Origin of the sequence: Streptomyces sp. NBC_01255, assembly GCF_036226445.1 — a bacterium.
Classification (GTDB): Bacteria; Actinomycetota; Actinomycetes; order Streptomycetales; family Streptomycetaceae; genus Streptomyces.
Genome location: NZ_CP108474.1, coordinates 3,540,026 through 3,551,526, shown reverse-complemented (window position 1 = coordinate 3,551,526; position 11,501 = coordinate 3,540,026). Strand labels below are relative to the sequence as shown.

The window sequence follows — 11,501 nt, the reverse complement described above, 5'->3', positions numbered from 1 at the left end:
GGCGTACAGAACCACTCCGCAGGAGGATTCAGTGGCGAAGGCAAAGTTCGAGCGGACTAAGCCGCACGTCAACATCGGCACCATCGGTCACATTGACCACGGTAAGACGACCCTCACGGCCGCCATTACCAAGGTGCTGCACGACGCGTACCCGGACCTGAACGAGGCCTCGGCCTTCGACCAGATCGACAAGGCTCCCGAGGAGCGCCAGCGCGGTATCACCATCTCGATCGCGCACGTCGAGTACCAGACCGAGTCGCGTCACTACGCCCACGTTGACTGCCCCGGTCACGCGGACTACATCAAGAACATGATCACGGGTGCGGCGCAGATGGACGGCGCCATCCTCGTGGTCGCGGCCACCGACGGCCCGATGCCGCAGACCAAGGAGCACGTGCTCCTGGCCCGCCAGGTCGGCGTTCCGTACATCGTCGTCGCCCTGAACAAGGCCGACATGGTGGACGACGAGGAGATCCTGGAGCTCGTCGAGCTCGAGGTGCGTGAGCTCCTCTCCGAGTACGACTTCCCGGGCGACGACCTTCCGGTCGTCCGCGTCTCGGCGCTCAAGGCGCTCGAGGGCGACAAGGAGTGGGGCGAGGCTCTCCTCGGTCTCATGAAGGCCGTCGACGAGTCGATCCCGCAGCCCGAGCGCGAGGTCGACAAGCCGTTCCTCATGCCGATCGAGGACGTCTTCACGATCACCGGTCGTGGCACCGTCGTCACCGGTCGTATCGAGCGTGGTGTCCTCAAGGTCAACGAGACCGTCGACATCATCGGTATCAAGACCGAGAAGACCACCACCACGGTCACCGGTATCGAGATGTTCCGCAAGCTGCTCGACGAGGGCCAGGCCGGTGAGAACGTCGGTCTGCTCCTCCGTGGCATCAAGCGCGAGGACGTCGAGCGCGGCCAGGTCATCATCAAGCCGGGTTCGGTCACGCCGCACACGAACTTCGAGGCCCAGGCCTACATCCTGTCGAAGGACGAGGGTGGCCGTCACACCCCGTTCTTCAACAACTACCGCCCGCAGTTCTACTTCCGTACCACGGACGTGACCGGCGTCGTGACCCTCCCCGAGGGCACCGAGATGGTCATGCCGGGCGACAACACCGCCATGAGCGTTGAGCTGATCCAGCCCATCGCCATGGAGGAGGGCCTCAAGTTCGCCATCCGTGAGGGTGGCCGGACCGTCGGCGCCGGCCAGGTCGTCTCGATCACTGCCTGATCTGTGATCTGACCTGGTAGCTCCAACGAGCTGCAAGAGAAGGCCCCGCACCGAAAGGTGCGGGGCCTTCTCGCGTTCCCGGCGGTTCCCGGCACCGCCGAAAAAGATCTTTGGGGAAGTTCGAGAAATACTGTCGTCCGATGTCGTGGCCGCGCGGGCGGCCTCGACCCATGGGTGACAGCGCGCCACAGGGGCGCGTGTGACGGGGAGGACACCCGAGATGAAGTACGTCGCGATGATCTACGGCAACCAGGCCAAGTGGGAGTCGTTCCCGGCCGAGGCCTGGCCCGAGGCGATCGCCAAGCAGGAGGCCTTCAACCGGAAGTACCGGGAGAGCGGCGAGCTGATCGGCGCGTACGGACTCGCCGACGCGGCCGCCGCCCTGCTCGTCCGCCGCGAGGGCGGCGCCCCCGTGGTCACCGACGGCCCGTACCTGGAGACCAAGGAGTACCTGGCCAGCTTCTACCTGCTCGACTGCGAAGGCCCGGAGCGCGCCCAGCAGATCGCCGCGGACATGCCCTTCGCGGACGTCGACCCCGTCGAGCTCTGGCCGATCCTGAACGAGTCCCCGGCGGACGTGTGACCGGGACCCATGAGATCGAGGACCTGCTGCGCACGTACGCGCCGCGGGTCCTCGGCGCGCTCGTCCGGCGGTACGGCGACTTCGACCTCGCCGAGGACGCCGTCCAGGAGGCGCTCATCGCCGCCACGCGGCAGTGGCCCGAGGACGGGATCCCCGACAACGCGCGCGGCTGGCTGCTCACCGTCGCCCAGCGCAGGTACATCGACCTGGTACGCAGCGAGGCCGCGCGCCGGCGCCGCGAGGACGCCCTCTCGCTCGCCACCCCGGACTCCGAGCTCGTCGCCCGGGCGGCGGACGCCCCCACGGGCGACGAGGACGACTCCCTGGCGCTGCTCTTCCTCTGCAGTCACCCCGACCTGACCCCCGCGAGCCGCATCGCGCTCACCCTGCGGGCCGTCGGCGGCCTCACCACGGCGCAGATCGCCGCGGCCTTCCTCGTACCCGAGACGACCATGGCGCAGCGCATCAGCCGGGCCAAGCAGACCATCAAGGCGGCGGGAGGCGGCCTCGTCCAGCCCGTGGGGGAGGACCGGGCGGCCCGGCTCACCGAAGTGCGGCACGTCCTCTACCTGATCTTCAACGAGGGCTACACGGCCAGCGCCGGAGACGACCTCACCGCGCCCGGGCTGTCCACGGAGGCGATCCGGCTCACCCGCCTCCTGTACCGGCTCGTCCCCGAGGACACCGAGACGGCGGGCCTGCTCGCGCTCATGCTCCTCACCGACGCCCGCCGCCAGGCCCGCACGGGCCCGCACGGAGAGCTGGTGCCGCTCGGCGAGCAGGACAGGGGCCGGTGGGACGGCGGGCTGATCGCGGAGGGCGTCGGACTGATCAGCCGTACGCTGCCGAAGGGGCGGGTCGGCCCGTACCAGCTCCAGGCGGCCATCGCGGCCGTGCACGACGAGGCGGAGTCCGCCGCGGCCACCGACTGGCCGCAGATCCTCGCCCTGTACGAGCTCCTGGAGCGCATCGGGGAGAACCCGGTGATCACGCTGAACCGCGCGGTCGCGGTCGCGATGGTCCACGGCCCGGAAGCGGGCCTGGAGCTGCTCGCCGGCCTGGCGGAGGACAAGCGCCTCGCCCACCACCACCGGCTCCTCGCCACGCGCGCGCACCTCCTCGAACTCCTCGGCGACGAGGAGAACGCGGCGGTCGCCTACCGCGAGGCGGCCCGGCACGCGACGAGCGCTCCCGAGCGCCGCCATCTGACGGAACGGGCACGCCGGTTGGGATGAGGGGGTACGGGAGGGGCGTCCGGGACGACGCGTGCGCCCCGACGCTTGCCCGTACGTGACGTGGGGTACAGTCTTCGCCCCCGATTGGCGGCCGGAAGGTCCTGTGTGGCAGACTGTCGGGGTTGCTCGGTTGAGTGCCGATGCTGCGCGCCTCCCGTCGGGAGGACCGGAAGCGAGTCCCACAGTACTCGTCGCTCCTTCTCAGGAGCGGACGTACGGGAATCTTCCGGGAAGCGTCAGCGGGGTGCAGGCCAGGCACTCGGGTGGTGTTCTGCCCCCGGCTCGCGGTTCTGGGACCGCACCCCCTTGGTTGGGAAATCCTTCGGGATTTCTGCGTAGAGGGAGTGCGACACGCCCGACCGCGTGGGTCGGAGACAGAGTCAAGAGAACCCCCGAGTCCAGAGCGTTACGAGAGACAGGACTACTAGTAGCCATGGCGGGACAGAAGATCCGCATCCGGCTCAAGGCCTACGACCACGAGGTCATCGATTCCTCGGCGAAGAAGATCGTCGAGACGGTGACGCGCACTGGTGCGTCGGTCGCGGGCCCGGTGCCGCTGCCCACTGAGAAGAACGTGTACTGCGTCATCAAGTCGCCGCACAAGTACAAGGACTCGCGCGAGCACTTCGAGATGCGCACGCACAAGCGCCTCATCGACATCCTCGACCCCACGCCGAAGACGGTTGACTCGCTCATGCGTCTCGACCTCCCGGCGGGCGTTGACATCGAGATCAAGCTCTGAGGGCGCGCGAGATGGCTAAGAACATCAAGGGCATCCTGGGCGAGAAGCTCGGCATGACGCAGGTCTGGGACGAGAACAACCGGGTCGTCCCGGTGACCGTCGTCAAGGCCGGCCCGAATGTCGTGACCCAGGTCCGTACGAACGACGTCGACGGCTACGAGTCGGTCCAGATCGCCTTCGGCGAGATCGACCCTCGCAAGGTGAACAAGCCCCTCAAGGGTCACTTCGCCAAGGCTGACGTCACCCCGCGCCGCCACCTGGTGGAGCTCCGTACCGCTGACGCCTCCGAGTACACGCTCGGCCAGGAGATCACCGCTGAGCTCTTCGAGGCCGGCGTGAAGGTCGACGTCACCGGTAAGAGCAAGGGCAAGGGCTTCGCCGGTGTCATGAAGCGCCACAACTTCCGTGGTGGCAAGGCGTCGCACGGTGCCCACCGCGTGCACCGCAAGCCCGGCTCCATCGGTGGCTGTGCCACCCCGGGTCGTGTCTTCAAGGGCATGAAGATGGCCGGTCGCATGGGCAACGAGCGTGTGACCACCCAGAACCTGACCGTCCACGCCGTTGACGCCGAGAAGGGTCTGCTGCTCATCAAGGGCGCCGTCCCCGGCCCTAACGGTGGCCTCGTCCTGGTCCGCACCGCGGCCAAGGGGGTTTGAGGAACCGATGAGCACCATTGACATCCTTTCGCCGGCAGGCGACAAGACCGGGACCGTCGAGCTCCCCGAGGAGATCTTCGGCGCCAAGGTCAGCGTTCCGCTGATCCACCAGGTCGTCGTCGCGCAGCTGGCCGCGGCCCGTCAGGGCACGCACAAGACCAAGCGTCGTGGCGAGGTCCGTGGTGGTGGCAAGAAGCCTTACCGCCAGAAGGGCACCGGCCGCGCCCGTCAGGGTTCGACCCGCGCCCCGCAGTTCGCCGGTGGTGGCGTCGTCCACGGCCCGCAGCCGCGTGACTACTCCCAGCGGACCCCGAAGAAGATGAAGGTCGCCGCCCTCCGTGGTGCCCTCTCGGACCGGGCCACCCACTCCCGCATCCACGTCGTCACCGGCGTGGTCGAGGGTCAGGTCTCCACCAAGGCCGCCAAGACGCTGTTCGGCAAGATCTCGGAGCGCAAGAACGTGCTCCTGGTCGTCGAGCGCTCGGACGAGGCCGCGTGGCTGTCCGCTCGTAACCTGCCCCAGGTGCACATCCTGGAGCCGGGCCAGCTCAACACGTACGACGTGATCGTCTCCGACGACGTGGTCTTCACTCAGGCCGCCCTCGAGTCCTTCGTGTCTGGCCCCCAGACCGCTGAGACCGAAGGGAGCGACGCCTGATGACTGAGGCCGTCGTCACCAGCAAGACCTTCTCGGACCCGCGCGACATTCTCGTCAAGCCGGTTGTCTCGGAGAAGAGCTACGCCCTGCTGGACGAGAACAAGTACACGTTCATCGTCGCGCCTGGCTCCAACAAGACCCAGATCAAGCAGGCCGTCGAGGCGGTCTTCTCGGTCAAGGTCACCGGGGTCAACACGATCAACCGCCAGGGCAAGCGCAAGCGCACCAAGGCCGGTTTCGGTAAGCGCAAGGACACCAAGCGCGCCATCGTGACCCTTGCCGAGGGCAACCGTATCGACATCTTCGGCGGTCCGACCGCCTAAGGGCGGTCTGGATCGTCCGGAATCGGACGAGGACTGAGAAATGGGAATCCGCAAGTACAAGCCGACTACGCCGGGCCGTCGTGGCTCCTCCGTAGCCGACTTCGTCGAGATCACGCGGTCCACGCCGGAGAAGTCGCTGGTCCGCCCCCTGCACAGCAAGGGCGGCCGTAACAACACCGGTCGGATCACGGTTCGACACCAGGGTGGCGGCCACAAGCGCGCCTACCGGGTGATCGACTTCCGTCGTCACGACAAGGACGGCGTGCCGGCGAAGGTCGCTCACATCGAGTACGACCCCAACCGCACCGCGCGCATCGCGCTGCTCCACTACGCGGACGGCGAGAAGCGCTACATCATCGCCCCGAAGAACCTGACGCAGGGTGACCGGGTCGAGAACGGCCCCGGCGCGGACATCAAGCCCGGCAACAACCTGGCCCTCCGCAACATCCCGGTCGGTACCACGATCCACGCGATCGAGCTCCGTCCCGGTGGCGGCGCCAAGTTCGCGCGCTCCGCTGGTGCCTCTGTGCAGCTGCTGGCGAAGGAGGGCACGATGGCCCACCTTCGTATGCCGTCCGGTGAGATCCGTCTCGTCGACGCCCGCTGCCGCGCCACCATCGGCGAGGTCGGCAACGCCGAGCAGTCGAACATCAACTGGGGCAAGGCCGGCCGTAAGCGGTGGAAGGGCGTTCGCCCGACCGTCCGTGGTGTCGCGATGAACCCGGTGGACCACCCGCACGGTGGTGGTGAGGGTAAGACCTCCGGTGGTCGTCACCCGGTCTCCCCGTGGGGTCAGAAGGAGGGTCGTACTCGCTCGCCGAAGAAGGCTTCGAGCAAGTACATCGTCCGCCGCCGCAAGACGAACAAGAAGCGCTAGGAGCGGGTTTAGATGCCGCGCAGTCTCAAGAAGGGACCCTTCGTCGACGGACACCTCGTAAAGAAGGTGGACGTACAGAACGAAGCCGGTACCAAGAACGTCATCAAGACCTGGTCCCGTCGCTCGATGATCATCCCGGCCATGCTCGGCCACACGATCGCGGTGCACAACGGCAAGACCCACATTCCGGTGTTTGTCACCGAGTCGATGGTCGGCCACAAGCTCGGTGAGTTCTCGCCGACGCGCACCTTCCGGGGTCACGTGAAGGACGACCGGAAGTCGAAGCGCCGCTAGTAGCGGGGTGGAATCGACCATGACAGACACTGGAAGGACAACCATGGAAGCCAGGGCCCAGGCGCGGTACATCCGCGTCACGCCCATGAAGGCCCGCCGAGTGGTGGACCTTATCCGTGGCATGGACGCCACGGAGGCTCAGGCGGTCCTGCGTTTCGCCCCGCAGGCCGCGAGCGTGCCGGTTGGCAAGGTGCTGGACAGCGCCATTGCCAACGCTGCACACAACTACGACCACACTGACGCCTCTTCGCTGGTCATCAGCGAGGCGTACGTCGATGAGGGCCCGACCCTGAAGCGGTTCCGTCCGCGTGCTCAGGGCCGTGCATTCCGGATCCGTAAGCGGACCAGCCACATCACCGTGGTCGTCAGCAGCAAGGAAGGAACCCGGTAATGGGCCAGAAGGTTAACCCGCATGGGTTCCGGCTCGGCATCACCACGGACTTCAAGTCCCGTTGGTACGCCGACAAGCTGTACAAGGACTACGTCAAGGAAGACGTCGCCATCCGTCGGATGATGACGTCCGGCATGGAGCGCGCCGGCATCTCGAAGGTTGAGATCGAGCGCACCCGTGACCGTGTGCGTGTGGACATCCACACCGCGCGTCCCGGCATCGTCATCGGCCGCCGTGGCGCCGAGGCCGACCGCATCCGCGGTGACCTCGAGAAGCTCACGGGCAAGCAGGTCCAGCTGAACATCCTCGAGGTCAAGAACCCCGAGATGGACGCTCAGCTGGTTGCTCAGGCCGTTGCCGAGCAGCTCTCCTCCCGCGTCTCCTTCCGTCGCGCCATGCGTAAGAGCATGCAGGGCACGATGAAGGCCGGTGCCAAGGGCATCAAGATCCAGTGCGGCGGTCGCCTCGGCGGCGCCGAGATGTCCCGCTCGGAGTTCTACCGCGAGGGTCGTGTGCCGCTGCACACGCTCCGCGCGAACGTGGACTACGGCTTCTTCGAGGCCAAGACGACCTTCGGTCGCATTGGCGTGAAGGTCTGGATCTACAAGGGCGACGTCAAGAACATCGCCGAGGTCCGCGCCGAGAACGCTGCGGCCCGTGCGGGTAACCGCCCGGCCCGTGGTGCCGGCGCTGGCGACCGCCCGGCCGGCCGTGGTGGCCGCGGTGGCGAGCGTGGCGGCCGCGGCCGCAAGCCGCAGCAGCAGTCCGCGCCGGCTGCCGAGGCCCCCAAGGCCGACGCTCCCGCCGCCGCTGCCGCTCCGGCTGAGAGCACCGGAACGGAGGCCTGACCGACATGCTGATCCCCCGTAGGGTCAAGCACCGCAAGCAGCACCACCCCAAGCGCTCGGGTATGAGCAAGGGTGGTACGCAGGTTGCGTTCGGCGAGTACGGCATTCAGGCCCTCACGCCGGCGTACGTGACGAACCGCCAGATCGAGGCTGCTCGTATCGCGATGACCCGCCACATCAAGCGTGGCGGCAAGGTCTGGATCAACATCTACCCGGACCGCCCGCTGACCAAGAAGCCTGCCGAGACCCGCATGGGTTCCGGTAAGGGTTCGCCGGAGTGGTGGATCGCGAACGTCAAGCCCGGTCGGGTGATGTTCGAGCTGTCCTACCCGAACGAGAAGATCGCGCGCGAGGCCCTGACCCGTGCGGCCCACAAGCTGCCGATGAAGTGCAAGATCGTTAAGCGCGAAGCAGGTGAGCTGTGATGACCGCCGGTACCAAGGCGTCCGAGCTGCGCGAGCTGGGCAACGAGGAGCTTCTCAACAAGCTCCGCGAAGCCAAGGAAGAGCTGTTCAACCTCCGCTTCCAGGCGGCGACGGGCCAGCTCGAGAACCACGGCCGGCTCAAGTCCGTCCGTAAGGACATCGCCCGGATCTACACCCTGATGCGTGAGCGCGAGCTGGGCATCGAGACGGTGGAGAACGCCTGATGAGCGAGAGCAACGTGACTGAGAAGACCGAGCGCAACGCTCGCAAGGTCCGCGAGGGCCTGGTCGTCAGCGACAAGATGGACAAGACCGTCGTCGTCGCTGTCGAGGACCGCGTCAAGCACGCGCTGTACGGCAAGGTCATCCGCCGTACGAACAAGCTCAAGGCTCACGACGAGCAGAACGCTGCCGGCATCGGTGACCGCGTCCTCCTGATGGAGACCCGGAAGCTGTCGTCGACGAAGCACTGGCGCGTCATCGAGATCCTCGAGAAGGCCAAGTAGGCATTTCGCGCAAGCGAAATCCAATAACCACAGCTTGTAGGGGTAACCCTTCAAGTTCGTTCCGCCAGGCTCGGCCGGGGCACTTCGGTGCCCCGGCCGGGAACCGGCAGACAATCAGGAGATAGACGTGATCCAGCAGGAGTCGCGACTGCGTGTCGCCGACAACACTGGTGCCAAGGAGATCCTTTGCATCCGTGTTCTCGGTGGCTCGGGTCGCCGCTACGCGGGCATCGGTGACGTCATCGTCGCCACCGTCAAGGACGCGATCCCCGGTGGCAACGTGAAGAAGGGTGACGTCGTCAAGGCGGTCATCGTTCGCACCGTCAAGGAGCGCCGCCGCCAGGACGGCTCGTACATCCGCTTCGACGAGAACGCCGCTGTCATTCTCAAGAACGACGGCGACCCTCGTGGCACCCGTATCTTCGGCCCGGTCGGCCGTGAGCTGCGCGAGAAGAAGTTCATGAAGATCATCTCGCTCGCGCCGGAGGTGCTGTAAGCATGAAGATCAAGAAGGGCGACCTGGTCCAGGTCATCACCGGTAAGGACAAGGGCAAGCAGGGCAAGGTCATCACGGCCTTCCCCCGCGAGAACCGCGTCCTCGTCGAGGGTGTCAACCGGGTCAAGAAGCACACCAAGGCCGGCCCGTCGCAGGCCGGTGGCATCGTCACGACCGAGGCTCCGGTCCACGTCTCCAACGTCCAGCTGGTCGTGGAGAAGGACGGCAAGAAGGTCGTCACGCGTGTCGGTTACCGCTTCGACGACGAGGGCAACAAGATCCGCGTTGCCAAGCGGACGGGTGAGGACATCTGATGGCTACCACCACTCCGCGTCTCAAGACGAAGTACCGCGAGGAGATCGCGGGCAAGCTGCGTGAGGAGTTCTCGTACGAGAACGTCATGCAGGTTCCCGGCCTCGTGAAGATCGTGGTGAACATGGGTGTCGGCGACGCCGCCCGTGACTCCAAGCTGATCGACGGTGCGATCCGCGACCTGACCACGATCACCGGTCAGAAGCCGGCCGTGACCAAGGCTCGCAAGTCCATCGCGCAGTTCAAGCTGCGTGAGGGTCAGCCGATCGGTGCGCACGTCACCCTCCGTGGCGACCGCATGTGGGAGTTCCTGGACCGCACCCTGTCGCTCGCGCTTCCGCGCATCCGCGACTTCCGTGGTCTGTCCCCCAAGCAGTTCGACGGGCGTGGCAACTACACCTTCGGTCTCACGGAGCAGGTCATGTTCCACGAGATCGACCAGGACAAGATCGACCGTGTCCGGGGTATGGACATCACCGTGGTGACCACGGCGACCAACGACGCTGAGGGCCGCGCCCTTCTCCGTCACCTCGGCTTCCCCTTCAAGGAGGCGTAAGCGAGATGGCGAAGAAGGCTCTCATCGCGAAGGCTGCCCGCAAGCCCAAGTTCGGCGTGCGTGGCTACACGCGCTGCCAGCGTTGTGGTCGTCCCCACTCCGTGTACCGCAAGTTCGGCCTGTGCCGCGTGTGCCTTCGTGAGATGGCTCACCGTGGCGAGCTGCCGGGCGTGACCAAGAGCTCCTGGTAATTCCCTTCCACCCTTTGGGTGTTGGGAATGACCGGAGACTCTCGGTAAGCACTGGGTTGGCGGTCGCCCATCCCTCCATGGCTTAGGCTAGGAGGGTTGGGCGTCCGTCGCCCGTACGACTTACTACGCCGTAGGTCCCCGCGCCGCACCCGTCCCGCCCCTGTGTGGGGAGAGGGATGGCGCATACAGGAAACCCCGGCGAGAGAGGCCGAAGGCCAATTCATGACCATGACTGATCCGATCGCGGACATGCTGACTCGTCTGCGTAACGCGAACTCGGCATACCACGACTCCGTGACGATGCCGCACAGCAAGATCAAGTCTCACATCGCGGAAATCCTCCAGCAGGAGGGCTTCATCACGGGCTGGAAGGTCGAGGACGCCGAGGTCGGCAAGAACCTCGTCCTCGAGCTCAAGTTCGGTCCGAACCGTGAGCGCTCCATCGCGGGCATCAAGCGGATCTCGAAGCCCGGTCTCCGGGTTTACGCGAAGTCCACCAACCTGCCGAAGGTTCTCGGCGGCCTGGGCGTGGCGATCATCTCCACGTCCCACGGCCTCCTGACCGGCCAGCAGGCAGGCAAGAAGGGCGTAGGTGGGGAAGTCCTCGCCTACGTCTGGTAGTCGGGAAAGGAAGGAAAGCTCATGTCGCGTATTGGCAAGCTGCCTATCCAGGTTCCCGCCGGCGTGGACGTCACCATCGATGGCCGCACGGTCACGGTGAAGGGTTCCAAGGGCACCCTGAGCCACACCGTCGCCGCTCCGATCGAGATCGTTAAGGGCGAGGATGGCGTGCTCAACGTCAACCGTCCGAACGACGAGCGTCAGAACAAGGCCCTTCACGGCCTGTCCCGCACGCTGGTGGCCAACATGATCACCGGTGTGACCCAGGGTTACGTGAAGGCGCTCGAGATCAGCGGTGTCGGTTACCGCGTGGCCGCGAAGGGCTCCAACCTGGAGTTCCAGCTCGGCTACAGCCACCCGATCCTCGTCGAGGCGCCCGAGGGCATCTCGTTCAAGGTCGAGTCGCCGACCAAGTTCTCGGTCGAGGGCATCGACAAGCAGAAGGTCGGCGAAGTCGCCGCCAACATCCGCAAGCTTCGCAAGCCTGACCCTTACAAGGCCAAGGGCGTGAAGTATGCGGGTGAGGTCATCCGCCGCAAGGTCGGAAAGGCTGGTAAGTAAGC

The 11,501-nt window shown here is 66.1% G+C and carries 20 protein-coding genes; all 20 read left to right on the top strand.

Annotation, left to right across the window (positions count from 1 at the left end; all coding sequences use genetic code 11):
• Nucleotides 1-31: 31 nt before the first annotated feature.
• Nucleotides 32-1,225 carry an elongation factor Tu gene (gene tuf / locus OG357_RS15535; protein WP_317598385.1) on the top strand — a complete coding sequence of 398 codons (1,194 nt, stop codon included), beginning with the start codon at nucleotides 32-34 and terminating at the stop codon, nucleotides 1,223-1,225.
• A 220-nt stretch (nucleotides 1,226-1,445) separates the two neighbouring features.
• Nucleotides 1,446-1,808: a YciI family protein gene (locus tag OG357_RS15530; RefSeq protein WP_329621708.1), complete on the top strand. Its 363-nt coding sequence runs from the start codon at nucleotides 1,446-1,448 to the stop codon at nucleotides 1,806-1,808.
• A complete protein-coding gene (locus tag OG357_RS15525; RefSeq protein ID WP_329621707.1) occupies nucleotides 1,805-3,043 on the top strand; it encodes an RNA polymerase sigma factor in 1,239 nt (412 codons plus the stop codon). Before OG357_RS15530 ends, OG357_RS15525 begins: the two co-directional genes overlap by 4 nt.
• Before the next feature lie 433 nt (nucleotides 3,044-3,476).
• The gene (rpsJ, locus tag OG357_RS15520) at nucleotides 3,477-3,785 is read left to right on the top strand and encodes a 30S ribosomal protein S10 (protein ID WP_003948644.1); all 309 of its coding nucleotides are present in this window, start codon (nucleotides 3,477-3,479) and stop codon (nucleotides 3,783-3,785) included.
• A gap of 11 nt (nucleotides 3,786-3,796) precedes the next feature.
• On the top strand, nucleotides 3,797-4,441 hold the full coding sequence (gene rplC, locus OG357_RS15515) for a 50S ribosomal protein L3 (RefSeq protein WP_024755405.1): 645 nt from the start codon (nucleotides 3,797-3,799) through the stop codon (nucleotides 4,439-4,441).
• 7 nt (nucleotides 4,442-4,448) lie between these two features.
• Nucleotides 4,449-5,099: a 50S ribosomal protein L4 gene (gene rplD, locus OG357_RS15510; protein WP_329621706.1), complete on the top strand. Its 651-nt coding sequence runs from the start codon at nucleotides 4,449-4,451 to the stop codon at nucleotides 5,097-5,099.
• Nucleotides 5,099-5,422 (top strand): 50S ribosomal protein L23, encoded by a 324-nt coding sequence (rplW, locus tag OG357_RS15505; protein ID WP_024755407.1) that lies wholly within the window; start codon nucleotides 5,099-5,101, stop codon nucleotides 5,420-5,422. Before rplD ends, rplW begins: the two co-directional genes overlap by 1 nt.
• Before the next feature lie 40 nt (nucleotides 5,423-5,462).
• Nucleotides 5,463-6,299 carry a 50S ribosomal protein L2 gene (rplB, locus tag OG357_RS15500; RefSeq protein WP_329621705.1) on the top strand — a complete coding sequence of 279 codons (837 nt, stop codon included), beginning with the start codon at nucleotides 5,463-5,465 and terminating at the stop codon, nucleotides 6,297-6,299.
• Between the two features lie 12 nt (nucleotides 6,300-6,311).
• Nucleotides 6,312-6,593: a 30S ribosomal protein S19 gene (rpsS, locus tag OG357_RS15495; RefSeq protein WP_024755409.1), complete on the top strand. Its 282-nt coding sequence runs from the start codon at nucleotides 6,312-6,314 to the stop codon at nucleotides 6,591-6,593.
• 43 nt (nucleotides 6,594-6,636) lie between these two features.
• Entirely contained in the window at nucleotides 6,637-6,984 is a 348-nt protein-coding gene (rplV, locus tag OG357_RS15490; RefSeq protein ID WP_024755410.1) for a 50S ribosomal protein L22, read from the top strand.
• Nucleotides 6,984-7,832 carry a 30S ribosomal protein S3 gene (gene rpsC, locus OG357_RS15485; protein ID WP_017239578.1) on the top strand — a complete coding sequence of 283 codons (849 nt, stop codon included), beginning with the start codon at nucleotides 6,984-6,986 and terminating at the stop codon, nucleotides 7,830-7,832. Before rplV ends, rpsC begins: the two co-directional genes overlap by 1 nt.
• A 5-nt stretch (nucleotides 7,833-7,837) precedes the next feature.
• A complete protein-coding gene (gene rplP / locus OG357_RS15480) occupies nucleotides 7,838-8,257 on the top strand; it encodes a 50S ribosomal protein L16 (protein ID WP_015035580.1) in 420 nt (139 codons plus the stop codon).
• Nucleotides 8,257-8,481: a 50S ribosomal protein L29 gene (gene rpmC / locus OG357_RS15475; protein WP_147980754.1), complete on the top strand. Its 225-nt coding sequence runs from the start codon at nucleotides 8,257-8,259 to the stop codon at nucleotides 8,479-8,481. The genes rplP and rpmC overlap by 1 nt, the downstream gene beginning before the upstream one ends.
• On the top strand, nucleotides 8,481-8,762 hold the full coding sequence (gene rpsQ / locus OG357_RS15470) for a 30S ribosomal protein S17 (RefSeq protein WP_030318650.1): 282 nt from the start codon (nucleotides 8,481-8,483) through the stop codon (nucleotides 8,760-8,762). The genes rpmC and rpsQ overlap by 1 nt, the downstream gene beginning before the upstream one ends.
• A gap of 127 nt (nucleotides 8,763-8,889) precedes the next feature.
• A complete protein-coding gene (gene rplN, locus OG357_RS15465) occupies nucleotides 8,890-9,258 on the top strand; it encodes a 50S ribosomal protein L14 (protein WP_003956455.1) in 369 nt (122 codons plus the stop codon).
• 2 nt (nucleotides 9,259-9,260) lie between these two features.
• Nucleotides 9,261-9,572 (top strand): 50S ribosomal protein L24, encoded by a 312-nt coding sequence (gene rplX, locus OG357_RS15460; protein ID WP_015035583.1) that lies wholly within the window; start codon nucleotides 9,261-9,263, stop codon nucleotides 9,570-9,572.
• Nucleotides 9,569-10,126 (top strand): 50S ribosomal protein L5, encoded by a 558-nt coding sequence (gene rplE / locus OG357_RS15455; protein ID WP_099054322.1) that lies wholly within the window; start codon nucleotides 9,569-9,571, stop codon nucleotides 10,124-10,126. Before rplX ends, rplE begins: the two co-directional genes overlap by 4 nt.
• Nucleotides 10,127-10,131: 5 nt before the next feature.
• Nucleotides 10,132-10,317 carry a type Z 30S ribosomal protein S14 gene (locus tag OG357_RS15450; protein WP_003948630.1) on the top strand — a complete coding sequence of 62 codons (186 nt, stop codon included), beginning with the start codon at nucleotides 10,132-10,134 and terminating at the stop codon, nucleotides 10,315-10,317.
• 222 nt (nucleotides 10,318-10,539) lie between these two features.
• A complete protein-coding gene (gene rpsH / locus OG357_RS15445; RefSeq protein ID WP_015035585.1) occupies nucleotides 10,540-10,938 on the top strand; it encodes a 30S ribosomal protein S8 in 399 nt (132 codons plus the stop codon).
• A gap of 21 nt (nucleotides 10,939-10,959) precedes the next feature.
• Entirely contained in the window at nucleotides 10,960-11,499 is a 540-nt protein-coding gene (gene rplF, locus OG357_RS15440; protein ID WP_024755414.1) for a 50S ribosomal protein L6, read from the top strand.
• Nucleotides 11,500-11,501: the final 2 nt, after the last annotated feature.